The organism is Vineibacter terrae, from assembly GCF_008039615.1.
GTDB lineage: Bacteria > Pseudomonadota > Alphaproteobacteria > Reyranellales > Reyranellaceae > Vineibacter > Vineibacter terrae.
Genome location: NZ_VDUZ01000029.1, coordinates 52,134 through 75,959, shown reverse-complemented (window position 1 = coordinate 75,959; position 23,826 = coordinate 52,134). Strand labels below are relative to the sequence as shown.

Sequence of the window (23,826 nt, the reverse complement as noted above, 5' to 3'; positions counted from 1 at the left end):
CGGTCCGCTCGCAAACTGTCAACAGTTGACGCTTAGAGGATATTCAAGGCAGCCATCGTGCCCTCCTCAATGGCCTGGAAGAACTTGCGCGAGCCCAGCACATCGCCGGCATAATGGACCGGCACGCCCAGCCCCTCCAGGGCATCGGTCTCGGCCTTGCGCGGCGCATACCCGGTGCAGAAGACCACGCTGTCCACACCTTGCAGCGTGCGGCGGATGCGGTTCTCGGGTGCGATCTCGACCCAGCCCTCGCCCACCGCCAGCAGACGGGTATGCGTCAGCACCTCGATGTTCAGCGCGGCGATGCGGTCGAGGAAGTAGACGCGGTCGGCATGCACGGCTTTCTTCAAGAGTTCCGAGCGCGCGATCAGCACGACGGTCTTGCCCTGCTCGGCCAGGTGGTCGGCGACCTCCATGCCGACCAGGCCGCCGCCCACGACGACGCAGATCTGGCCCGTCTCCTCCAGCCCGGCCAGCACCCGCCAGCCGGTGAGCACGTGCGGCAGGTCGGCGCCGGGCACGTCCGGACGCAAGGGCGCCGCGCCGGTCGCGACGATGATCGCCTGGGGATCAAGCGTACGCGCATCATCCAGCGAGAACGGTGCGTTGAGCCGCACCGAAACGCCGAGGCGTGCCACCTCGGCCCTGAAGTAGCGCAAGGCGTTCTCGATCTCCTCGCGGTGCGGCGGCTGGTAGGCCAGCAGCAGCTGGCCGCCGACCCGGGCCTCCTTCTCGAAGAGATGGACCTCATGGCCGCGACGCGCCGCCGTCACCGCCGCCGACATGCCGGCAGCGCCACTGCCGACCACCGCGATGCGCCGGGGGATCGGCTTCGCGGCGACCAGCGGCTTGAGCTCCAGCTCGCGGCTGACCATCGGGTTCACCGTGCAGGCCAGCCCCTTGTGGCGGTGCACGGTCGCGATGCATTCGTTGCAGGCGATGCAGGGCGCGATGGTCTCGACGCGTCCCGTCCTGGCCTTGGCAGGGAAATACGGATCGGCGATCAACGCCCGGCTGAGGCAGATATAGTCGGCCTGGCCTCGGGCGAGGATCTCCTCGGCCAGTTCAGGCGTGTTGATGCGGCCGACGGTCATCACCGGCACATCGAGCCGCTGCCGCATCGCCTCGCTGTAGGCGATGTAGCAGCCGCGCTCGACTGACATCCCGGGCACCACCATATAGGGCCGCGAGGCATGCACACCGCCGGACACGCTGATCGAATCGGCCCCGGCCGCCTCGAGCAGGGTCGCGATCTCGATCGCCTCGTCGAGCTCCAGGCCGCCGGGGACATGGTCGCGGCCGTTCATGCGGACGATCACGGGGTAATCGGCTCCGAGCCGCGCCTTGATCGCCTGCACCAGCTCGATGCAGAAGCGCGCCCGTCGCTTGGTGTCGCCGCCATAGGCGTCCTCGCGCTTGTTGGCCTCGGGCGACAGGAACTCGCCGATCAGATAGCCGTGGGCGCCATGCAGCTCGACGGCGTCGTAGCCGGCCTCCGCAGCCCGGACGGCCGCGTCGGCGAAGCGTCCCACGATCCGCTCGATCTCGCCGACCGTCAGCTCCTTGGGCACCACCTCGCCACCCACGCCGGTGAAGGGCGAGGCCAGCGGCGACGGCGCCAACGGGATCGAGCCACAAACAGCCACGGTCGATTCGCGGCCCCCGTGATTGAGCTGCAGCGCGATTCTGGCGCCTTGGGCGTGGACCGCCTGCACGATCTTGCGCATGCCGGGGATGAAGCGATCCTCGTGCAGCATCGCGTTATGGTGCAGCCGCTTGCCTTCCTGCTCGACATAGGTCGCTTCGACCACGATCAGGCCGGTACCGCCACGCGCCCGCTCGGCATAGTACTCGACGACATCGTCGCCGACGAACCCGTCCTTGTCCGCCAGCTCCGAGCTGGTGGCCGCGAAGACAATACGATTGGGCACAGCGAGCGACCCGATCCGACCGGGGCTGAACAGACACGGGAAGGTCGCCATGCGCGCTTTCCTCCTGCTGGGATGCCGGCCGTCACGGGCCGCGATAGAGCACCTTGCCTTCGAACAGGCGGCGGGCGCTGCGGTAGACCGCGCCGTACTTGGCGTGGATCGCCTCGGGCGTGTTGCCGGCCGTGACGCTGGCGTCGACCAGCGTGACACCCGAAGGATGAGCGATGCGGATGGGCCCGGCCGACGCTGTGCTCAAAAGCTGCGGCATGCTGCCCCCAACCCGCGTCGTGACCGCAAGGCATATGGCGCCGGTGATCGGCACCGCGCGATGCGGCTGGCCGACCGAGATCATGCGCACGACGATATCGGCATCGGCCGCCGTCAGCTGGCGCCCCGACAGGGTCGGCGCCACCTGGGGACGGCACACCATCGCGACCTTGGGCACGCCCGTCACCCGGCCGGCCGCATCGATGTCGGGCGCAATGCTCATGCGCACGGACGCCGCGCGGCGGATACCCTCCATCGCCTGCAGGAAGCGGGCGTCCCCCTCCAAGGCATCCGGCAGCTCGGTGCCGGTCTTGCCCACCTGCTCGGCCGCGACGAAGACGCAGGGATTGGCGGCGTCGATGCAGGACGCATCGACTGTCCCGAGCCCGGGCACCTCCAGCTTGTCGCAGACGCGGCCTGTGGGCAGCAGCTTGCCGGTCTTGGCGCCGCCCGGCTCAAGGAACTCCAGCCGGATCGGGGCAGCCTTGCCGGCGATGCCGTCGATCTCGAGATCGCCGGTGGCGGCCAGCTCGCCAGCCTCGACCGGGAAGCGCGCAACGATGATCTTGGAGGTGTTGGTGTTGTGGATGCGCACCACCGCCTCACCGTCGCGCGGCGCCGTGGCGATCCCCTCCTCGATCGCAAACGGCCCCACAGCCGATGACATGTTGCCGCAATTGCCGCTGTAGTCGACCAGCGGCTCGCGCACGGACACCTGCGCGAAGGTGTAGTCGACATCAGCATCGGGCCGGCTGGACGGCCCGATGACACAGACCTTCGACAGCGAAGAGATGCCGCCGCCCATGCCGTCGAGCTGCCGGCCGTTGGGATCGGGCGAGCCGATCACCTGCAGGAAGATCGGATCCCAGCCCACGCGGTCCGCCGGCAGATCCTCCTGCCGGAACATCACGGCCCGGGACGTGCCGCCCCGCATGAACACCGCCCTCAATCGCCGGTTCGGCATGGGATCCTCTTTCGCTGGTTCGGCCACTCTAGCGTGTCGGCGTGGCGTCCAGGCGAACGATGTCCAGCGGCCGCCCGGCCTCGGCCGGATAGCGCTGCAGCACCAGCGGGTCATGGCCGGGCACGACATGGTCGATGGACGACGCCAGGCGTTTCATTGCCTCGTAGGCTTCCAGCGTCTCACCCACATCGTAGACAACCGGAAACGGGCGTCCCTGCTCGAAGTTGGCGTAGTAGTGCGAGGCATCCGACGCCAGCACCACCCAGCCGCGCCTGGTGCGCACGCGCAGGAACTGCAGGCCGCGCGTATGGCCCCCGGCCAGGTGGACCGATACGCCGTCGGCGATCTCGCCTGCCCCGTTGTGGAACTTCACCCGCCCCTCGAACAGGCGCTTCACCATGGCCGTGACGTCGTCGACCTCGAAGGCGTGGCGCAGGGCGCCATGGCACATGCAACGACCGGTGCAGTATTCCATTTCGCGGTCCTGCACGTGATAGCGGGCCCGGGGGAACAGGTCATGGTTGCCGGCGTGGTCGTAATGCATGTGCGTGACGACGACATCCTCGACGCTCGCGAGGTCGACACCGACCGCCTTCAACCCCTCGGCCACCGGCCGCACGATGCGGCGCTGGCGCTTGCGGCTCATGGCCTCGTCGAAGCCGGTATCCACCACGATGGTGCGTCCGCCGCCTTTGAGCACCCACACGAAGAAATCCATGGGCATCAGATCGTCGTGCGGATCACCGCCCAGGAAGTTTTCCGGCGTGCGCCGGGCTTCGTTGTGGGCATAGCGGATCGCCCAGATCTCGTACTCGGACATGGTCACTCCCTTGCGACGCACGCCAACTTTTGTGCGCGCCCCGTGTTTCTGTCAACAGTTGACTGCCGACCTTCAGCAGCGATGGGAAATTCTTGCCGCGTTGTCGGAGCGGTGCCGCCGCGTTCGTCCTTGATCATCGATTGACCGTTGCCGGCCGTCCGTAGGACGTAGTTCGGCGACAATCAGGAAAGGGCTCGCATGCTGTATTCCATCTTCATCTATGGTCCGGAGGCCGAGGTCGCCTCGTGGAGCGCGCAGCAGGAGAATGCGGTCGTGGCCCAGCACACGGCGGTGCGGCAGAAGCTGACCGAAGCCGGCAAGGTCGGACCCGTCGTCCGCCTGATGCCCACGACCACGGCCGTCACGGTGCGCAACGGCGCCGAGTCGATCGTGACGGACGGCCCGTTCGCCGAGACCAAGGAGCAGCTCATGGGGCTCTATGTCGTCGACTGCGCGACCCTCGACGAGGCGGTGGCGATCGCACGCAGCATGCCCTGGGGGACGTTCGAGGTCCGGCCGGTGCACCGGTTCTTTCCCGGCAGCGCCCTGCCGGAGCAGGGATGATGCGCCACCTCTCGCCCGAGCACCTCGGTCGCTAAAAATTTGCGGCCCTGTGTCGGACCGCCGGGCCGTCATCCGTCCTCAGAGTGATCGCGACGGCGCCCGGCGCCTCGCGATCAACCGGAGGAGCGTCGGATGGATGTCCAGAGAACCGTGTCCCGCGCCGAGTGGCTGGCCGCCCGCCGGCAGCACCTGCAGCGCGAGCGGGAATTTCTGCGCCTGCGCGACGAGCTGAGCGCCGAGCGCCGCAGCCTGCCGCGCGTCCGGGTCGACAAGGCCTACCGCTTCGAGGGGCCTGACGGCATCGAGACGCTGGACGACCTGTTTGCCGGCCGCAGCCAGCTGATCATCTACCACTTCATGTTCGGCCCGGGCTGGAAGGAAGGCTGCGTCGGCTGCTCGTTCCTCGCCGACCATATCGACGGCGCGCGCATTCATATCGAGCATCGCGACATCACGCTGGTGGTGGTGGCGCGCGCGCCCCTGCCCCAGATCGAAGCCTTCAAGGAGCGCATGGGCTGGCGCTTCAAGTGGGTGTCGTCGTTTCGCAGCGACTTCAACTACGACTACCACGTGTCGTTCACGCGCGACGCCATGATTATGGGCACGGTCTACTACAACTATGAAATGCGCGAGTTCGCGAGCGAGGACCTGCCCGGCGTCAGCGTCTTCCACAAGGACCCCTGGGGCACCGTCTTCCATACCTATTCCGCCTACGGCCGCGACGCCGAGCTGCTGTGCGGTGCCTACAACTACATCGACCTCACACCGCTGGGCCGCCAGGAGGAGGAAGGGCACTGGCAGGCCTGGGTGCGCCATCACGACCGCTACGGCAGCTGACACCGCTTTCTGCACAGCAACCATCGGATGGAGATCTGATCATGCAGCATCAAATCGTATCCCGGGACGAATGGCTTGCCGCCCGCACCCGCTTCCTCGCCAAGGAGAAGGAATTCACCCGCCTGCGCGACCAGTTGAGCGCCGAGCGCCGGGCGCTGCCCTGGGTGAAGGTCGAGAAGGCCTATGTCTTCGACACCCCCGAGGGCAAGCGGTCGCTGGCCGAGCTTTTCGCGGGCCGCAGCCAGCTCATCGTCTATCATTTCATGTTCGGCCCGGGCTGGCAGGAAGGCTGCGCGGGCTGCTCGTTCCTCGTCGATCACCTCGACGGCGCGCGGCCACACCTGGAGAACCACGACGTGATGGTGGTCGCGGTGTCGCGCGCGCCGCTGGCTGAGCTGCTGCCTTTCAAGGCCCGCATGGGCTGGCGCTTCCCCTGGGTGTCGTCCCATGGCAGCGATTTCAACAGCGACTATCACGTGTCGTTCACCGCCGCCGACCTGGCCCAGGGCGCGACGGTCTACAACTACGAGGTCCGGAGCGCGCAGGCCGAAGGCGAGGCGCCGGGCATCAGCGTGTTCTACAAGGACGAGGCGGGTGACATCTTCCACACCTACTCGGCCTACGCCCGCGGCGGCGAGCCGCTGATCGGCACCTACAACTACCTCGACCTCGTGCCCAAGGGACGCAACGAGGGCGGCCTGGAATTCCCGATGGCCTGGGTGCGCCACCACGACCGCTACGGCGATTGAGCGCTGCGCTCAGCCACCCTATGTTTCGGGTGCCCCTGAGCGCCAATGGAGGATCTCACCATGAAGGCGATATGGCATGGCCAGGTGATCGCCGACAGCGATCGCACCCTGGAGGTCGGCGGCTACCGGTATTTCCCGCGGGAAACGGTCCGCATGGACCTGCTGCACCTGACACCCAAGACCGAGAACGATCTGAAGTGCCCGCACGGCGTGCAGTTCTACGACGTCGCGGGCGACGGCGCGCGCAGCCCGCGAGCAGCGTGGTCGTACGAGGCGCCGCGCGCGGCGATGAAGCCGGTCGATCACTGGATCGGCTTCTGGGAAGACGTCGAGGTCACGTGACCGCGGCCTCGACGCCGCCGGTGACGTCCGTTCCCGCGTCCGACCGGGAGCGGGCGATCGCCGTGATCGTGCTCGCCTTCAGCCGCGATCCGATGGCGCGCTGGAGCTATCCCGACCCGCATCTCTACCTGGCGCATTTCCCGGCCGTGGTGCGGGCCATGGGCGGCCAGGGCTTCGCGCATGGCAGCGCCGATCACATCGATGGCTGCACCGGCGTGGCGCTGTGGCTGCCACCCGGTGTCGCGCCCGATCACGCGGCGCTGGCCGGGACGATGGCCGGCGTCCCCGAGCGGCTGCACGCCGAGGTATCGGCCGTGGTCGAGCAGATGGCCCAGTTTCACCCGGCTGAACCGCATTGGTTCCTGCCCCTGATCGGCGTCGACCCGACATGCCAGCACCGGGGCTACGGCTCGGCGCTGCTGCGCCATGCGCTGCGTCGCTGCGACGAGGACCACGTGCCGGCCTATCTGGAGTCGAGCAATCCGGCCAACATTCCGCTGTACCGGCGGCACGGCTTCGATGTCCTGGGCACCATCCAGGCAGGATCATCGCCGCCGATGACTGCCATGCTGCGCAAGGCACGCTGAGAGAGCCGTCGATATAGTTGGCGATATTGACAATCATTTCCAATTATGGAAATTATTGTCCCGCCAACAGAATCGAGGCCCCCATGACTGATCGCGTCACGATCGTGCCGGCCCTGAGCTATGCCGATCCCAATGCCGCCGTGGCATTCCTCGAAGCCGCGTTCGGCTTCGAGCCCGGGCTCTGCATCACCGATGGCGATGGCCGCGTGCAGCATGCCGAGCTCACCTATGGCGGCGGCCGCATCATGCTGGGACCGGTGGGCTGGGCCGACTGGGCGAAAAGCCCGCAGGCGGTGTCGGGGGCCAACACGCAAAGCGTCCATGTCGAGGTCGATGACGTCGATGGCCATTGCCGGCAGGCGCGGGCGGCGGGCGCCGACATCCTGGCCGAGCCGGAGAACCAGTTCTACGGCCACCGCACCTATCGCGCCCGCGACCGCGAGGGTCATGTCTGGACCTTCGCGCAGCCGGTGCGGGAGGTGTCGGCGGCGGAGATGGAAGCCGCCACCGGCCTGAAGGTGCGGGAGCGGCCGTGACCTCGCCCGCCCCTGCCGCCAGCGACCTCGACCGCACGCTCGCGGCGCTGGCCGATCCGGTGCGCCGGCAGGCGATCGACATGCTGCGCCGCGGCCCGCGCCGCCCGGCCGAGATGGCGGCCGCCTTCGACGTCAGCCTGCCGGTGATGAGCAAGCACCTGCGGGTGCTGCGCCAGGGTCGGCTGATCGAGGAGATGCCGGTCGAGGACGACGCACGGATGCGCCTGTACCGGCTGCGGCCCGAGCCCTTCGATGATCTCGGCGCCTGGCTCGAAGAGGTGCAGGCCTTCTGGAGCGACCAGCTCGACGCCTTCAAGGACCATGTCGCGCGCCGCCGGCGGAGTCCGCGGTGAGCGCCAAGGTGATGGTGGCGGTGCTCGTCGACGCCACGCCGGCCGATGCCTTCGACATCTTCACCCGGGAGGTCGACTCCTGGTGGCGGCGCGGGCCGAAATACCGCTTCCGCGGCAAGCGCACCGGCACCATGCGCTTCGAGCCTGGTGTCGGCGGCCGGCTGGTCGAGGTCTACGACGATGCCGCCCGCGATCTCTACGAGGTCGGCCGGATCCTGGCCTGGGAGCCCGGATCGCGGCTGGCCTTCGAATGGCGCGGCCCCAACTACCGGCCAGGCCAGGCCACGACGGTCGAGGTGCGCTTCACCGCCGCCGCCAAGGGCACGCGCGTCGTGGTCGAGCACAGCGGCTGGGAGAACCTGCCGGCCCGACACCCGGCACGCCACGGCATGGACGACGTGCCGTTCCTGCACAGCATGGCCGGCTGGTGGCAGGAGCAGCTTGCCAGCCTCAAGGCAGCGAGGAGCACGACATGACGGCACAGGAGCTTCCACCACCGATCGCCCTCTTCCGCATGGTCACCGGCTACTACGTGTCGCGCGCGGTCCACGCCGCGGCCGCGCTGGGCATCGCCGACCTGCTGGCCCCGGACCCGCTCGACCACGCGGCGCTGGCCGAGCGCACGGGAACGCATGCCCCTTCGCTGCGCCGCGTGCTGCGGCTGCTGGTCGGCGCCGGCGTGCTGGCCGAGGATGCGGATGGACGGTTCTCGCTCACCGCCATCGGCACCTGCCTGCGCCGCGACGTGCCCGGCTCCATGCATGCCGCCGCGCTGCTGTTCGGCGGCAGCACCCAGCAGGCCTGGAGCGCGCTGCAGCACAGCGTGCGCACCGGCGAGCCGGCCTACCGCCACGTCTTCGGCCGGGATGCGTTCGCCCACCTGGCCGAGCATCCCGAGGAGGCCGCGATCTTCGACGCCGCCATGGCCGGCTTCACCCAGATGATCGCCCGGGCCGTCGCCGCCACCTACGACTTCTCGCCCTTTGCCTGCGTGGCCGATATCGGCGGCGGCAACGGCATGCTGCTGGAGGGCATCCTGGGCGCGAACCCCGGCCTGCACGGCCTGCTGCTCGACCTGCCGCACGTCGCCGAGCGCGCCCGGGCGCGGATCGCGTCGGTGGGCCTTGCCGACCGCTGCGCCGTCGCGGCCGGCGATTTCTTCACCGACATCCCCGGCGGCGCCGATGCCTACATGCTCAAGCACGTCATCCATGACTGGGACGACGCGCGCGCCACCACGATCCTGCGCAACTGCCACCGCGCCATGGCCGCCGACGGCACGCTGCTGCTGGTCGAAGGTGTGTACCCGCCGCTTGTCGACCAGTCGGATGCCGCCTTCGCGGCGGCATCGAACGACGTGAACATGCTGGTCTGTACCGGCGGCCGGCAGCGCTCGGAAGCCGAGTTCCGCGACCTCTATCGGGAAGCGGGCTTCCGGCTCACCCGGATCATCCCGACGCCGGCGCGCGTCAGCGTGATCGAGGGCGTGAAGCTGTAACGCCCTGGCTCCAGGCTGAAGCCTTCATGGTTCGACTCGGTGAATGCGCAGCATTCACCTGTGCTCACCATGAAGGCTCTCAAGATCAGCCCGCGGCCGCCACCGCGCGCTTGGCCATCACGGTGACCAGGTGCGCCCGGTATTCCGGGCTGCCGTGGATGTCGCCGTTCAGCCCGTCGGCCGGGACCTTGACGCCGGCGACGGCATCGGGCGACCAGTTCTTGGCCAGCGCGTCCTCCATCTCCTTGACGCGGAAGGCGCACGCCCCGGCGCCGGTCACCGCGACACGCGGGCCCGATGCGGTCTGGGCGACGAACACGCCGACCATCGCATAGCGCGAGGCCGGGTTGGGGAACTTCATGTAGGCGGCCTTGGTCGCCGTCGGGAAGCTGATCGACGTGATGATCTCGCCTTCCTTCAGGGCGGTCTCGAACAGCCCCTTGAAGAAGTCGTCGGCCGCGATCTTGCGCTCGTTGGTGGTGATGGTGGCGCCCAGCGCCAGCACCGCCGCCGGATAGTCGGCCGCCGGATCGCTGTTGGCGACCGAGCCGCCGATGGTGCCGCGGTTGCGCACCTGGCCGTCGCCGATATTGGCGGCGAGCTTGGCCAGCGCCGGGATCGCCTTGGCGACCTCGGCCGAGGCCGCGACCTCGGCATGCTTGGTCATGGCGCCGATGGTGACGGTGTTGCCGTCGACCTTGATGCCGCGCAGGTCGCCAATGGCGCCCAGGTCGATCACGTCGGACGGCTGCGCCAGGCGCTGCTTGAGCGTCGGGATCAAGGTCATGCCGCCGGCCATGAACTTGCCGTCGGACGCCTTCTTCAGCGCCGCCACCGCATCGGCCACCGACTTCGGCTTGTGGTACTCGAAATCGTACATAGCTTCCTCCTGGAATCCCGGGCGCCTATTGCGCGTGAATGGCTTCCCACACCGCACGCGGCGTGGCGGGCATCTCGATGCGGTCCTGGGCGCCGACCTGCGCGAGCGCGTCGCGCACGGCGTTCATGACCGCCGCCGGCGCCGCGATGGCGCCGGCCTCGCCGCAGCCCTTCACCCCCAGCGGGTTGTGCGGGCACGGCGTCACCTGGTAGCCGAGCTTGAACGACGGCAGGTTGTCGGCGCGCGGCATGCAGTAATCCATGTACGAGCCGCTCAGCAGCTGCCCCGACTCCTTGTCGTAGACCGCGTTCTCCAGCAGCGCCTGGCCGACACCCTGGGCGATGCCGCCATGCACCTGGCCTTCGACGATCATCGGGTTGACGATGTTGCCGAAATCGTCGACCGCCACGAAGTTCACGATGTCGACCACGCCGGTGTCGGGATCGATCTCGACCTCGCAGATCTGCGTGCCCGACGGATAGGTGAAGTTCGACGGATCGTAGAACGCGTTCTCGTCCATGCCCGGCTCGAGCTTGTCGGACGGGTAGTTGTGCGGCACGTAGGCGGCGAACACGGCCTGGCCCAGCGGCACCGCCTTGTCGGTGCCGGCGACCTTGAAGGTGCCGTCCTCGAACACGATGTCGGCCTCCGACGCCTCCATCAGATGGGCGGCGATCGTCTTGCCCTTGGCGATGATCTTGTCGGCGGCCTTCATGATCGCCGAGCCGCCCACCGGCAGCGAGCGCGAGCCGTAGGTGCCCATGCCGAACGGCACCTGCGAGGTGTCGCCGTGCACGACCTCGATCTGGTCCATCGGGATGCCGAGCTTGTCCGACACGATCTGCGCGAACGTCGTCTCGTGGCTCTGGCCGTGGCTGTGCGAGCCGGTGAGGATCTGCAGGTTGCCGGTCGGGTTGAAGCGCAGCTCGGCGCTCTCCCACAGGCCGACGCCGGCGCCCAGCGAGCCCACGACCGCCGACGGCGCGATGCCGCAAGCCTCGATGTAGGAGCAGATGCCGACGCCGCGCAGCTTGCCGCTGGCCTTGGCCGTCGCCTTGCGGCCGGCGGCACCGGCATAGTCGGCCAGCTGCATCGCCTGGTCGAGGATCGGCGCGTAGTTGCCCGAGTCGTAGGTCAGCGCCACCGGCGTCTGGTAGGGGAAGGCATCGGGCGCGATGAAGTTGCGCCGGCGCAGCTCCGCCGCGTCGATCTTCATCTCGCTCGCCGCCTTGCTGACGATCGATTCCACCAGGTACGTCGCCTCGGGCCGGCCGGCGCCACGATAGGCATCGACCGGCGCGGTGTTCGTGAACGCTGCGCGCACGTTGCAGTAGATCAGCGGCGTCGTGTACTGGCCCGCCAGCAGGGTGGCGTACAGATAGGTCGGCACCGCGGTCGCGAAGGTCGACAGATACGCGCCCAGGTTGGCGATGGTGTCGACCTTGAAGGCCAGGAACTTGCCGTCCTTGTCCATCGCCAGCTCGGCGTGGGTGACGTGGTCGCGGCCATGCGCATCGGTCATGAACGACTCGCCGCGCTCGGCCGTCCACTTGATGGCACGCTGGATCTTGCCGGCGGCCCAGACCACCAGGGTCTCGTCGGCGTAGATGAAGATCTTGGAGCCGAAGCCGCCGCCGACATCCGGCGCCACCACGCGCAGCTTGTGCTCGGGAATGCCCAGCACGAAGGCCGACAGCACCAGGCGCGCCACGTGCGGGTTCTGGCTGGTGGTGTAGAGCGTGTAATTGCCGGTGCCGCGGTCATACTCGGCCGCCGCCGCGCGCGGCTCCATAGCGTTGGGGATCAGGCGATTGTTGACCAGGTCGAGCTTGGTGACGTGGGCCGCCGTGGCGAACGCCGCATCGACCTTCGCCTTTTCGCCCAGCTCCCAGTCGTAGCACAGGTTGCCGGGCACATCGGCGTGCACCTGCGACGCGCCCGCATCGAGCGTCTTCACGGGATCGATGCTGGCCGGCAGGACCTCGTAGTCGACCGCGATCTGCTCAGCCGCGTCCTTGGCCTGGGCGTAGGTCTCGGCGATCACCATGGCCACGGTGTCGCCGACATAGCGCACCGTATCGAGCGCGATCGCGGGATGCGCCGGCGCCTTGTGCGGCTGGCCGTGCTTGTCCTTCACCACCCAGCCGCAGATCAGGCTGCCGACCTTGGAGTCGGCGACGTCCTTGCCCGTGAAGATCTCGACCACGCCCGGCGCGGCCTTGGCGGCCGCCACGTCGATGCTCTTGATCCTGGCGTGCGCATGCGGCGAGCGCAGGAAATACGCGTGCGTGCAGCGCGCCAGCTGCAGGTCATCGACATACCGGCCGGCGCCGGTCAGGAATCGCCGGTCCTCCGTGCGCTTGATGCGGTCACCGATCTTGGCCATCGTGCCCTCCCTCGAGGAACAGTCCGCTTGCTTGTCTTGTTTCGGACGGAGCTCAGACGCCGGCGGCCTTCATGGCCGACGCGCCTGCGACGATCGCCTTGACGATGTTGTGGTAGCCGGTGCAGCGGCAGATGTTGCCCTCCAGGCCGTGCCGCACGATCTCTTCGGTGACCTCGTAGTTGTGGCGCTTCACCAGGTCGATGGCGCTCATCACCATCCCGGGCGTGCAGAAGCCGCACTGCAGGCCATGGTTCTCGCGGAACGCCTCCTGCATCGGATGCAGCTGCTCGGCGCTCTTGGCCAGGCCCTCGATCGTGGTGACCTTGGCGCCGTCGGCCTGCACGGCCAGCAGGGTGCACGACTTCACGGAGATACCGTCGACATGCACGACGCAGGCGCCGCACTGGCTAGTGTCGCAGCCGACATGCGTGCCGGTCAGGCCCAGGTTCTCGCGCAGGAACTGGACCAGCAGCGTGCGCGCCTCGACATTGCCGGAGACGGTCTTGCCGTTCACGGACATGGACACGGACATCGTCATATTGGAGTGCTCCCTACCGCCACAGTGTTGAAGGACGGCCGTCGTGGCGACGCGCCGTGCGTCCGCAGATCATGCTCAGCATGGCAATTTGCAGCTGGATGGGTCAAGGGGATTGGCGTTCACCTCTCCCGCTTGCGGGAGAGGTCGCCGAGCGCGCAGCGCTCGGCGGGTGAGGGCCCAAGGACGAAGCGCCGCGACTGTGGCCCCTCACCCTCCCATTGCGCTGCGCGCAATGGGCCCCTCCCTCTCCCGCTTGCGGGAGAGGGGCAAATCACCGGATCGCGATGTAGGCGATCACCAGCAGCGCGATACCGGCGCCGATCAGCAGCCAGTGCTTGTAGCCGCGCTCGGCCGAATCGGTCGCGGGCCGCGCCGGCGAGCCGGCGCCGTTGACCCCGCTGCCGGTCGAAGCGGCGGGGGCTGGCGTTGGCGTCGGATCCGCCACCGGCGGAACATCCGCCATGCTCGGCGTGTCGGTGGCCGTGGGCGCCGCTTCCGGCGCCTCGCCGCCGACAACCTCCGAGAACTTGCTGAAGAACTCGTCGGCGAGCTTGCGGGCCGTGCCGTCGATCAGCCGGGCACCGATCTGCGCGATCTTGCCGCCGACCTGGGCGTCTGCCGTGTAGTTCAGCACCGTGGCGTCGTCCGCCTCGGTCAGCTTCACGGCAGCACCGCCCTTGGCGAAGCCGGCGGCGCCGCCCTGCCCCTCGCCGGTGATCTTGTAGCCGTTGGGCGGGTCCATGTCGGACAAGGTCACCTTGCCGCCGAACTTGGCGCTGACCGGCCCGATCTTCATCCGCACCGTCGCCTTCAGCTCGGTGTCGCTGACCTTCTCCAGCGTCTCGCAGCCCGGAATGCATTGCTGCAGCACCGCCGCGTCGTTGAGCGCGTCCCACACCTTCTGGCGCGACGCCGGGATTCGGTACTCGCCGGAAAATTCCATGGTTCATTCCTTTCACAGCGACGCCAGGCAACCGGTCCGCAGACGATCAGGGCTCGGGGTGGCGACCGAAGCTGCGCTCACCACTTCCCGGTAAAGGATTCCGGCGGCGGCTCGGCCAGTGGCTGGCGCAGGGAGACGTAGATCGTAGCGATATAGGGCACCGCCATCAGCAATGCCATGGCCGAAAACCAGTTGGACTGCACATTGGTGAACAAAGCCCGGATCACCCATTTGCCGCCGTCCGGGGCCGGCCAGCCCGAGGCCAGCAGCGCGGCGGCGCCATGGATCTTGATGGCCCCTTCGGTCAGGGTGAGTACCACGGCGCCGCCCACCAGGAACGCCGTCAGCAGCAGTTCCGGCCACAGCGGCGCCCAGCGGCTATGGGTCGGCTCCATGCGCACATAGCCCTTGCCGCCGTCGTAGCCCAGCAGCCGCCCGAACGACAGCGCCTTGGCGACCGCCTGCGCCCGCGGCACGCCGCCGGTGCGCAGCAGCGTGGCCAGCTTCCAGGTCATCAGCACGACCGCGGGCACCGCGAAATCCATGATCGGGAAGTCGCGATAGCGGCCGTCGATGGCGATCACGCGCACCGAATCACCGATCGGGATGGCGGCGATGTACCAGTCCACCGTCAGCACGATCAGGTGGAAGATGCACAGCACGGTGAAGCCGAGGAAGGCGATCTGCAGCAGCAGGTCGGGCCGCTGCAGGATATGGGCGCGCGGCAGCGCCCGCCACGACGACCACGCCTCGCGCACCCGGGCGCCGTAGAGCGAGGCATCCGTCATGCGCGCGGTCAGGATGTCGCCGATGCCGCGCAGCAGCGCGTAGCCGAAGACGGCCCCGGCGATGAGGTAGAGCACGGTGCCGATCATGCGCGTGGTGTAGAAGGCATGCGCATAGTTGAGCCAGGTCGCCTGGGTCAGGCACGTGGCGACGGCCTGGGCGAAGAGCGCGAAGGCGACGATGGCCAGCGGCCCGGGCCGGCCGCGCGACAGGGCGAAGGCCAGCACCAGCAGCACGCCGGCGACACTGGAGATCACCAGCGGCGTGCGCCAGTGCGGGTCGGCGCTGACCTTGGCGCCGATCTGGAATTTCTGCTCGCGGGCGGTGTCGAACAGGCCCCATTCGGCGCCGACCGTGCCCTCCTGGTAGCTCTTCCACTGCTGGTCGAACGCCTCGACGAGGTTGTATTCGAGCTTCTCGGTCTCGGCCAGGCGCTTGAAGAGCGCGTAGTAGCGGGCCTGCTCGACCAGCCCCGGCCGCGCGTCGGCGCGCATGCGGCCGGCGCTGGGCCAGCCGCTCTCGCCGATCACCACGCGCTTGCCGGGAAAGGCGTTCTTCACGCGCGCCATGACATCCATGATGTGCGTCTTGATCGCCAGCTTGCCATAGGCCGGATCGCCGTTGGGGTCGATCCGGTCCATCCCGATCGGCTCATCCTCCCAGTAGGGCAGGATGTGGATGGTGATGATGTCGACCTCGTCCGCCACCTGCGGGTTGCGCAGCCAGTACTCCCAGACCTCGGCATAGGTCACCGGCTGCTTCACCGCGCGCTTGACCTGCCGGATGTAGCGGATCAGCTGGTCGGCCGTGAGATCCTTGCGCAGCAGCACCTCGTTGCCGACGATCACGCGCTCGACGTTCTCGGAGTAGCGGTTGGCATGCTCGACCAGGGCCGAGATCTGCTCGAGGTTCTCGCGCTCGACGTTGTTGAGCCAGGCGCCGTGCCAGACCTTCAGCCCGTACTTGCCGGCCAGCCGCGGCACCGCCTCCATGCCCTCCAGGCTGGTGTAGGTGCGCACCGACTGGGTCTTGCCCTGCAGCAGCTTGAGGTCGGCCTCGATCTGGGCCGCCGTGGGGAACGTCTTGGTCAGCGGGCTCTGGCCGGGGCGGTACGGCGCGAAGGACAGGCCCTGGACGGGTCCCGGCTGCCAGTCGATCGTGCGTGGCTCGTTGGGAACGCTCCACCACAACCAGTTCAGGGCCGTCACGGCGACGAGGGCGATAATGGCGGCCAGCACACGCGTCATGGTTCGTTTTAGCAGCCTTGCTCTGAAGGTCGATGGGGAAAAATCTTCCCTCCCCCGACGAAGTTGGGGGAGGTGGCCGAAGGCCGGAGGGGGAGCCTACGTGGTCTCAGTTATATAAACCACGTCGGGTCCCCTCCGCCCCTTCGGGGCACCTCCCCACTGCGTGGGGAGGAAGATCAAGGCGTCCATGTCGTGTGCTCGTCCAGGGGGTAGACCGGGCGCGGCAGGCGGCTCCAGGGGAAGGTCGCGAGGTTGGGCGAGGTCAGGCCCGGGCAATCGACCTCGTAGGTGCGCTCGGCCGGCACGAAGCCGTCGAAGCCGGCACGGAAATGACCGCGGCTCTTCACCACGATGGTGCGCGCCAGCGCCGGATCGAGGCCGAACTGCTCGAACTGCATCGGATCGAGGCATTGCTGGCGGTGGGTGATCACCACCAGCGAGATGCCGTCGAGGTCGAGCAGCGCCGACGGCCCCATCTGGCAGGACATGCCACGCGCCAGGCCGCGGCGGCCGACATGGCGGCCGTCGGACAGCGCCTTGACCCGGACATCGCATTCCCAGGCCTGCGAGAACGCATCCTGCTCGCGGCTGTTGAAGCGCGCCCGGAAGGCGCCGCCGCGGCCGCGGCGATGGGCCTCGGCCGCCACGGCCGGGTCGTTGAACACGCCGAAGATCACGCCCCTGGCGCCGGCGTCCTTCAGGGCCCGCAGCAGATGCACGGTGTTGCCCCGCCCGCCGCCGCCGGGGTTGTCGGCCACGTCGGCCAGGATGATCGGCGGCTGGGCCGGGTCGTTGCCGACGGCGACGGCCATGCGCACCGCCTCCTCGAGCGCGGTCATCGTGCGCTTGAAGCGCGCGCGCATGTCCCAGGCACGGCTGCAGATGTCGAGCGCCAGCTTCTGCGCCAGCGCCAGGTCGCGATCGCGCGTCGTGATGATCGCGGTGAGCCCGTTCTTGGGACTGTCGCTGTAGGAGAACCCGGCCATCACCGACACGTTCATCACCTTGCCGCCGACCAGCGACAGGCCGTAGCTCATGACGTCGGCATAGGGGCCCGATGCCGTCAGCAGCGAGATCTGCGGCGCGACCAGCGGAATCTTCACCATCGCGGTGGCCGTGCGCACGCCGCCCAGCAGGGTGCGCATGTGCTGCGCCGCCTCGACGCCGCGCTCGCGGATGTCGGTGTGCGGATTGCAGCGATAGCCGACGAAGACGGAGATGTTGTCGACCATGCGGCGCGAGACGTTGGCATGCAGGTCGAAGGTGCCGATGATGGGCACGTCCGGCCCGACGATGCCGCGGATGGCCTCGTAGAGGTCGCCGTCAGGGTCATCGCTGTCGGTCGTGAGCGCCGCGCCGTGCGAGGAGACGTAGACGCCATCGAACGGTCCCCTGCGGCGCAGGCCGTCCTCGAACTCGGCCATCAGCTCGCGGAAATAGCCCTGCTCCACCGGGCCGCCGGGCTGCGCCGCGGCGGTGCGCAGCGGCACCGGCGTCCAGGCGCCGCTGCGGTCCATCTCGGTCACGAAGCCGGGCATGTCGGGCATCATGGCGGGCGCCGGCTTGCGTGCCTCGACCAGCAGCTCGTTGCCGCGCATGTCGCGGAAATCCTCGCGCGTGCTGACCGGCGCGAAGCGGTTGCACTCGATGGCGAACCCCAGAAGCGCGATGCGCGGCGATGCGGGCGGCACGGGCTGCTCCTCTACTTGTTCAGTCGATGTCGGTGGGCATGACGGGCCGGACCGCGTCGCTCCAGCGACGCACCGGCGCGCAGCGCCGGATCATGAGCGCCGCTGGAGCGGCGCGGTCCCAGCCGTCACCAGCAACGCTCGTGCTCATTCAAAGCGGCGCATTCAATCCCGCGATCGCCTGGCGGATGGCCTGGTGGCCGCGGAACAGCACCATCTCCTTCCACTCGTCGGTGTCGGGATAGAACTGCTTGCGCATGGCGGCGCGGATCGGGCCGGCCTCGCGGCCCAGCGGATCGCCGTATTTGTGCAGCCAGTGATCGCCGCGGAAGGCGCGCCGGCCGCTCTCGCGGTCGTAGGTGCCGAACTCCAGCGTCGCCATCGTCACCCGCGCCTGCGGCAGTGCCCGGTTGTAGCCGTAGTGCCCCAGCCCGTCGCGCGCCTGCGATGCCGTCTGGCCGCGCTTGGACTCCGTCACCGACTCGCCCCAGAAGGCGCGCACGCGCCGCGAGCCGTCGGTGTCGGGATCGTAATGCGTGATCAGCTCGCCATAGCCGAACGGCCCCAGACCGGTATGGAAATCGATCACGGCGATGTCGCCGCGGCTGGCGAGGTAGCGGGCGATGATGGCGTGCGTCGTGCGGTTGGACCAGGACGGCCCGCCGCCGCCGAAGAAGAAGCCGTCGGCGTGGGTGTACTGCCCGCCCGACATGGCGCGGTGGAAGGCGGTGTCGCCGACCTGCGCCCGGTAGGCCTTGAGCCTGGCCTCCGCCGCCTCGAACGCCGGTCCGCTCAGCGCCGGCGGCACCAGGGCATCGGCGATCTCGGCATAGCCGGCATTGTCGGGATAGGGCTTGCCATGGTCGACGAAGTTGCGGTTGAGGTCGTTGCCCTCCTCCGTCACGCGCCGCAGCCAGGCAAAGCCATAGGGATTGATGGCGTGCACGAACAGCGCCGCCGTGCCGCGCAGCAGCGCCGCCGCGCCCTTGCGCGCCAGCCAGTCGACCTGGAAGCCCGAGCCGCAGAACCCCTCGACGCCGTGGGTCGAGGAGACGGCCACGACCACCTTGCCGGCGTCGTGCGGCCCCAGCCAGGCGACATCGGTCGACAGGGACTCGCCCTGGGGGCCCTTGGCCGTGGTGTCGTAGCGCGCCGTCACCGCGCCGGCGATGCGCGCGGCGGCGAGGAACTTCTCGCGGGCCTCGCTGTAGTCGGCGGAAAAGGAGGTGAAGGTCGACATCGGCGCTCCGGGACAGTTGGCCGGCATTATGGCCGCCGGCGGCGCGGCAGCGAAAGAGGGGGTGACGATCATGATGGTCGGGCCGCGCCGCTCCAGCGGCGCTCTTCTTCATTTTCAATCATCAAGGAGAAAGAGCGCCGCTGGAGCGGCGCGGCCCGACCACAGCCGAAAAAATAACGGCGAATCAGGGGCATAGCATTTTTCATACTCGGAGCAGCGTGACGCAAATATCGGAAAATACGAAAATTCGTTGTCACGCTTCATGGGTCACCCCATCCAGCAGCCCGGGATTCACCTGCCAGCGCAGCCGCGGCCGGCCCCGCCCTGCCCTGATGGCATCGACCGGCCGCAGCCAACCGGCGGCCACGAGCCCATCCAGCAGGAGATCGGCGTCCGGCGCGTTGCGGGCGGCGCGGGCGTGGCGCCACACATCCTCGCGCCCGATCTCGGCCAATCCCCGGCGCCGTATCCACAGCAGCACCTTGCGCATCCGGCGCCGCCGGCCGCCAGTACCGATCGTGCCCAGCACCGATCGGGCATGCGGCCACAGATAGCGCAGCCAGAGATCGCTTGCCGCCGTCAGCGCCGGCGCCCCGACAGCGCGAGGCTCATTGCCCGTGGCCTGCGCCGCCCAGTCGAGGAAGGTCCAGATGCCGGCGAGGCGCAGCACGAGGCTGGGCCCGCGGCTGCACCACGCCGCTTCGGCATCCTCCAGCCCATCGATATCGAGCATCTTCCGGAAGCCTTCGAAGGCCGCCTGCGCGCCGGCGGACAACGCCAGGGTGCGCGGCGTGTCGGGTATGTCGCGCAAAAGGCGCAGCGCTGCCTGCGCCGGCGCCGCCAACGCCGCCGCCCCTTCCCCCAACACCGCCACCGGGCCGCGCCCGGGCTGCGCAAACAGCAGCCGCGCCCCGACGCTGTCGTCGTCGCCGGCCAGCGCGGCGGCGAGCGCATCGGGCTCGATCGCGCCCAGGACGCTGGCGGCGCCGCAGGCCTGATCGCCGGCACGCCGCACCGGCCCGCCGCCAGCCGACCATGCCTTCAACCACCACGCCCGCGCCGGATCCGCCTTGCCGGCGCCGGCCACGGTGTCGAGCCAGGCGGCGAGTCCGTCAGGCGCCAGCAGCAGGCCACGCGGATTGCCGCGCAGCGCGCCGGCGACCGTGTCGACGGCCGCACCCTCGAGGACGAGCCGGCGCGGCGCGAAGACCGGCGCTTGCAGCACGGCGGCGGGCATCGGCGGCCGCTCGCGGTTGGTGATCACGGCCCGGCGCATCATCTTGCGCCACCAGAAGGCGGCCCAGCGCGCCTCCTCCTGCGCCACGGTGTGCCGGCCCAGCAGATCGGCGTTCGCCGGCTCGAGCTCGCGGTCCAGCGCACGCACCAGATGCAGCGCGGCATCCATGCCGGCCGTCTTGCCGCAAGCGGACGGCCCCACCAGCACCGTCCACAGCAAGCAGGGCTCCGTCCATCCCGGCACCGGACCGACGCAGCGCGCGGCGCCGATCAGCCCGGCCGCCGCGCTCAGCAGCGCCATCGCCACATAGTCGACCGGCACGCCGTGGCCGCGCGCGGCACCATCGCACCAGCTGGCCCAGAAGCCCGGCAAAAGCTCGACTGGAAATGCCGGCACATCGCCCTGCCGGTCGTCGAGCAGCGACCGGTCCGGTGCCGGCCAGGCGCCGTCAGGTGCCGATGGCGGGACCGACGGCGGCTCGGGTTGGACAGGCTGGGTCACGGGCGCTTCTCCCGTCGGCGCAGGGTGATCGCACATCTTCATTGTCATCCCGAGCGCAGCGAGGGATCTCCTGCGAGAGACGCACGGTGCGCCATTCGCGGGAGATCCCTCGCTGCGCTCGGGATGACAGTCGTGATCTTCCCGGCGCAAGCTGGTGCCGCCGTGCAGTTCCATGCCGGGCAGCATCGCGCGCAGGGTCTCGGCCGTGATGCCGGCCGGCAGCGGCCTGGCGATGTTCCATGATGCCGGCCACGCCTGCGGCACCGCGACCTGCACGACGGTGCGGGCCACGCCGCGCAGCCGCGTCGCCAGCCGGGCCATCGCGGTCGCGCCGGCGCCATCGTTGTCGGGCCACAGGATGACGTCGCGGCCATGCAGCGGCATGACATCGGCTTTGGCGACACCGTTGCCGCCGCCCGCCCATGTGATGCACACATGGTCCGTGAACAGCCCGGCCGCCGCGTCGGCGGCGCTTTCGCCCTGGACGACCAGCACCGGCGCCTGCGCCCGCAGCTCAAGCGTCGCGGCACGATAGAGCGGCAGCGGCGGCGCCGGCTCGCCCCAGTAGCAATGCGCGCCGTTGCGGACTGCCGGCAGGGCCAGAAGACGGCCGGTGCGCGCAACGACGCTGGCGACGGCGAAATCGTCGCCGTAGCGCCACCAGCGCAGCGGCTTGCCATAGTGGGAATGCGTCAACGCCTCGAAATCGCGCGCGCTCATGACGTCACATCCGTTCGGGAAACAAAGCGTTGCTTGACGGCAGCAACCGGCGGAACGCCCGTTTCAGATGCCCGGCGGCGGCATCGCCCCTTGCGGCGGGGCCCACGAAAGCGCCCGTTGGCCCCGGCGGCAGGCACGCGTTGACTGGCGCTGAATATACGCAGCGCCCCAGCCGGCAACAAGGAGTCCAAAAAGCGACGAACGGATTTATTTTCGGCTTCAGGCAATGGGCAGCAGCCAACGATCACGATGCGCTTGACCTCGAGCATCCGGCTCTGCTTGTCCATTCTCTTGAGCCAACCAATCCCAAGCCAGCAAGAGAGATTGAACGTGGTTACATTGAGGTCGCTCGGCGGGGCCGGGACGGTGACCGGATCGAAGCATCTGCTCGAGCTCGACGGTCATCGCATACTCATCGATTGCGGCTTGTTCCAGGGGTTGAAGAACCTTCGTGAGCTGAACTGGGCACCGCTTCCGGTCCCGCCGCGCGATATCGACGCCGTCGTTCTGACCCACGCCCATCTCGATCATTGCGGATATCTGCCGCGGCTTGTCCGCGACGGCTTCCGCGGCAAGGTCTATGCGACGGAAGCAACCCGCGATGTTGCGGAACTGATCCTCAAGGACAGCGGCTTCCTGCAGGAGAAGGACGCCGACTTCCTCAATCGCTACCAGTTGTCGAAGCACAAGCCCGCCCTGCCGCTCTACAGCGTGCGGGATGCGCAGCGGGCGATCGAGCATTTCTCGACGGCGGATTTCGATCAGGTCGTGCGGCTCCCGAACGGCGCGACGCTGCGGTTCCGTCATGCCGGGCACATCCTCGGCGCAGCGCATGCGGAGATCCACTGGGGAGGCCGCCGCCTGGTCTTCTCGGGCGATATCGGCCGATACGGCGATGCGCTGCTTCCCGACCCGGTCGCGGGAGGTGATCCCGACTACATCGTGGTCGAATCGACCTATGGCAACCGGGCTCATTCCGACGAGGATCCGACCGAAGCCCTGGGCGCGATCGCGGAACGGACCATAAGACGCGGCGGCACGCTCATCATACCGGCCTTTGCCGTCGGCCGGGCGCAACAGCTACTCTACTGCTTCTGGACCTTGAAGCGGGCGGGCCGCCTCAGCTCCATCCCGATCTACCTCGACAGCCCGATGGCGATCGACACCACGGACCTGATGAGCCGCCATGCGCGCGACCACCGCCTGGATCGCGCGACCTGCCGCGACGCCTTCGGCATCGCCCGCTACACCAATGACGTCGAGGCGTCGAAGGCGATTACCGCGAGCCCGTTTCCGAAGATCGTCATTTCGGCCTCGGGCATGGCCACCGGCGGGCGCGTCCTGCACCATCTCAAGGCCTTCGGCCCGGACCCCAAGAACACGATCCTGCTCTCGGGCTTCCAGGCTGCGGGAACGCGAGGACGCTCGCTTCAACAGGGAGCGAAGGAGCTCAAGATCCATGGCATGTGGGTGCCGATCAACGCGGAGGTAGCGCAGCTGGACATGCTTTCCGCTCATGCGGACAGCAACGAGCTGATGCGCTGGCTTTCGGGATTCGAGCGGGCTCCGCGGCAGGTGTTCATCGTCCACGGCGAGCCGGAAGCATCCGAAGCGCTGCGTGTGCGGATCGAGCGGGAGCTGGGTTGGCCGGGTGTCGTTCCGCGGCAGGACCAGGAGTTCCGCCTGTGAAGGTGGCCGTTTCTTCGTGCCCTCTCCAGACGCCGCCCAGCGGGCATCGAAACACCTTGCGGTGGGTCGAACGCGGACCATGAGAAGATCAACCACAGAGGCACAGCGCAGCCCTTTGGCGGCAACCAAATAGTGGAGGAGTGCTTCATGGTGAGCACAGGTGAATGCTTCGCATTCACCTGTGCTCACCATGAAGGCTATCCAAATCACCGCGGCTCGCGGAGATTCTCGAGGTCAGTAGTACAGAGAAGCACAGAGAGAAAGGACCGCGGGCCTTCGGCGCGCCGCTATATCTCCGTCTCCGTTGATTGAATCGATCTTGTCTTCCTCAGTGACTTAATCCTTCCCCGGAGGGCAGGGCATTCGCATATGACCTCGCTGTCATCCCGAGCGCCCCCTTCGACAGGCTCAGGAGAGGGATCTCCTGCGGCAAGGCGCACGGTGCGCAAATTCGCGGGAGATCCCTCTCCTGAGCCTGTCGAAGGGGGCGCTCGGGATGACGGTAGGAGCATATGCGAATGCC

The 23,826-nt window shown here is 68.5% G+C and carries 24 protein-coding genes; 11 read left to right on the top strand and 13 right to left on the bottom strand.

Annotated elements, in window-relative coordinates:
- Positions 1–32: 32 nt before the first annotated feature.
- Genes FHP25_RS23535 through FHP25_RS23525 form a run of 3 tightly spaced genes read right to left on the bottom strand, consistent with a single transcriptional unit; the run spans position 33 to position 3,982 of the window.
- Positions 33–1,982 carry an oxidoreductase gene (locus FHP25_RS23535; protein ID WP_147849412.1) on the bottom strand — a complete coding sequence of 650 codons (1,950 nt, stop codon included), beginning with the start codon at positions 1,980–1,982 and terminating at the stop codon, positions 33–35.
- Between the two features lie 31 nt (positions 1,983–2,013).
- The gene (locus FHP25_RS23530; RefSeq protein ID WP_147849411.1) at positions 2,014–3,162 is read right to left on the bottom strand and encodes a 2-methylaconitate cis-trans isomerase PrpF family protein; all 1,149 of its coding nucleotides are present in this window, start codon (positions 3,160–3,162) and stop codon (positions 2,014–2,016) included.
- 28 nt (positions 3,163–3,190) lie between these two features.
- Positions 3,191–3,982 (bottom strand): N-acyl homoserine lactonase family protein, encoded by a 792-nt coding sequence (locus FHP25_RS23525; RefSeq protein WP_147849410.1) that lies wholly within the window; start codon positions 3,980–3,982, stop codon positions 3,191–3,193.
- A 198-nt stretch (positions 3,983–4,180) separates the two neighbouring features.
- On the opposite strand from FHP25_RS23525, the gene FHP25_RS23520 reads away from it, so the two are divergent.
- The 9 genes from FHP25_RS23520 (at position 4,181) to FHP25_RS23480 (ending at position 9,448) form a co-directional block, all read left to right on the top strand.
- Positions 4,181–4,546, top strand: a complete 366-nt coding sequence (locus FHP25_RS23520) for a YciI family protein (RefSeq protein ID WP_147849409.1) — start codon at positions 4,181–4,183, stop codon at positions 4,544–4,546.
- A gap of 132 nt (positions 4,547–4,678) precedes the next feature.
- A complete protein-coding gene (locus FHP25_RS23515) occupies positions 4,679–5,383 on the top strand; it encodes a DUF899 domain-containing protein (RefSeq protein WP_147849408.1) in 705 nt (234 codons plus the stop codon).
- A gap of 41 nt (positions 5,384–5,424) precedes the next feature.
- Positions 5,425–6,132, top strand: a complete 708-nt coding sequence (locus FHP25_RS23510; protein WP_147849407.1) for a DUF899 domain-containing protein — start codon at positions 5,425–5,427, stop codon at positions 6,130–6,132.
- A gap of 60 nt (positions 6,133–6,192) precedes the next feature.
- Complete coding sequence (locus FHP25_RS23505; RefSeq protein WP_178133734.1) at positions 6,193–6,474, top strand: DUF427 domain-containing protein; 282 nt, start codon at positions 6,193–6,195, stop codon at positions 6,472–6,474.
- Complete coding sequence (locus FHP25_RS23500; RefSeq protein ID WP_218578538.1) at positions 6,471–7,061, top strand: GNAT family N-acetyltransferase; 591 nt, start codon at positions 6,471–6,473, stop codon at positions 7,059–7,061. The genes FHP25_RS23505 and FHP25_RS23500 overlap by 4 nt, the downstream gene beginning before the upstream one ends.
- Positions 7,062–7,144: 83 nt before the next feature.
- Positions 7,145–7,597, top strand: a complete 453-nt coding sequence (locus FHP25_RS23495; RefSeq protein WP_147849405.1) for a VOC family protein — start codon at positions 7,145–7,147, stop codon at positions 7,595–7,597.
- Positions 7,594–7,950: an ArsR/SmtB family transcription factor gene (locus FHP25_RS23490; RefSeq protein WP_147849404.1), complete on the top strand. Its 357-nt coding sequence runs from the start codon at positions 7,594–7,596 to the stop codon at positions 7,948–7,950. Before FHP25_RS23495 ends, FHP25_RS23490 begins: the two co-directional genes overlap by 4 nt.
- Positions 7,947–8,426, top strand: coding sequence for an SRPBCC domain-containing protein (locus FHP25_RS23485; protein ID WP_147849403.1), 480 nt, complete (start codon positions 7,947–7,949; stop codon positions 8,424–8,426). The genes FHP25_RS23490 and FHP25_RS23485 overlap by 4 nt, the downstream gene beginning before the upstream one ends.
- On the top strand, positions 8,423–9,448 hold the full coding sequence (locus FHP25_RS23480) for a methyltransferase (protein WP_147849402.1): 1,026 nt from the start codon (positions 8,423–8,425) through the stop codon (positions 9,446–9,448). The genes FHP25_RS23485 and FHP25_RS23480 overlap by 4 nt, the downstream gene beginning before the upstream one ends.
- An 85-nt stretch (positions 9,449–9,533) precedes the next feature.
- On the opposite strand, the gene FHP25_RS23475 is transcribed toward FHP25_RS23480, so the two are convergent.
- From FHP25_RS23475 to FHP25_RS23445, 8 genes are all read right to left on the bottom strand, one after another.
- Positions 9,534–10,328, bottom strand: coding sequence for an FAD binding domain-containing protein (locus tag FHP25_RS23475; protein WP_147849401.1), 795 nt, complete (start codon positions 10,326–10,328; stop codon positions 9,534–9,536).
- Positions 10,329–10,353: 25 nt separating this feature from the next.
- On the bottom strand, positions 10,354–12,714 hold the full coding sequence (locus tag FHP25_RS23470) for a xanthine dehydrogenase family protein molybdopterin-binding subunit (RefSeq protein ID WP_147849400.1): 2,361 nt from the start codon (positions 12,712–12,714) through the stop codon (positions 10,354–10,356).
- A gap of 52 nt (positions 12,715–12,766) precedes the next feature.
- Positions 12,767–13,246, bottom strand: a complete 480-nt coding sequence (locus FHP25_RS23465; RefSeq protein ID WP_408068539.1) for a (2Fe-2S)-binding protein — start codon at positions 13,244–13,246, stop codon at positions 12,767–12,769.
- 277 nt (positions 13,247–13,523) lie between these two features.
- Entirely contained in the window at positions 13,524–14,195 is a 672-nt protein-coding gene (locus FHP25_RS23460; RefSeq protein ID WP_147849398.1) for an SRPBCC family protein, read from the bottom strand.
- Between the two features lie 77 nt (positions 14,196–14,272).
- A complete protein-coding gene (locus tag FHP25_RS23455; RefSeq protein WP_147849397.1) occupies positions 14,273–16,228 on the bottom strand; it encodes a glycoside hydrolase family 17 protein in 1,956 nt (651 codons plus the stop codon).
- A 176-nt stretch (positions 16,229–16,404) separates the two neighbouring features.
- Positions 16,405–17,919, bottom strand: a complete 1,515-nt coding sequence (locus tag FHP25_RS23450; RefSeq protein WP_147849396.1) for a M81 family metallopeptidase — start codon at positions 17,917–17,919, stop codon at positions 16,405–16,407.
- Positions 17,920–17,938: 19 nt separating this feature from the next.
- The gene (locus FHP25_RS42280; RefSeq protein WP_269434403.1) at positions 17,939–18,067 is read right to left on the bottom strand and encodes a hypothetical protein; all 129 of its coding nucleotides are present in this window, start codon (positions 18,065–18,067) and stop codon (positions 17,939–17,941) included.
- Positions 18,068–19,156: a M14 family metallopeptidase gene (locus tag FHP25_RS23445; RefSeq protein ID WP_147849395.1), complete on the bottom strand. Its 1,089-nt coding sequence runs from the start codon at positions 19,154–19,156 to the stop codon at positions 18,068–18,070.
- Here FHP25_RS23445 and FHP25_RS23440 point away from each other — a divergent pair.
- Entirely contained in the window at positions 19,143–19,352 is a 210-nt protein-coding gene (locus FHP25_RS23440; protein WP_147849394.1) for a hypothetical protein, read from the top strand. The two genes, FHP25_RS23445 and FHP25_RS23440, sit on opposite strands and share 14 nt — an antisense overlap.
- Before the next feature lie 57 nt (positions 19,353–19,409).
- On the opposite strand, the gene FHP25_RS23435 is transcribed toward FHP25_RS23440, so the two are convergent.
- Together FHP25_RS23435 and FHP25_RS23430 are read right to left on the bottom strand one after the other, a co-directional pair.
- A complete protein-coding gene (locus tag FHP25_RS23435; RefSeq protein WP_147849393.1) occupies positions 19,410–21,614 on the bottom strand; it encodes a DUF3987 domain-containing protein in 2,205 nt (734 codons plus the stop codon).
- Positions 21,611–21,883: a hypothetical protein gene (locus FHP25_RS23430; protein WP_178133733.1), complete on the bottom strand. Its 273-nt coding sequence runs from the start codon at positions 21,881–21,883 to the stop codon at positions 21,611–21,613. The genes FHP25_RS23435 and FHP25_RS23430 overlap by 4 nt, the downstream gene beginning before the upstream one ends.
- Positions 21,884–21,893: 10 nt before the next feature.
- Between FHP25_RS23430 and FHP25_RS23425 the strand changes: the two genes are divergently transcribed.
- Positions 21,894–23,303, top strand: a complete 1,410-nt coding sequence (locus tag FHP25_RS23425; protein ID WP_456243304.1) for an MBL fold metallo-hydrolase RNA specificity domain-containing protein — start codon at positions 21,894–21,896, stop codon at positions 23,301–23,303.
- The last annotated feature ends 523 nt before the right edge of the window (positions 23,304–23,826 follow it).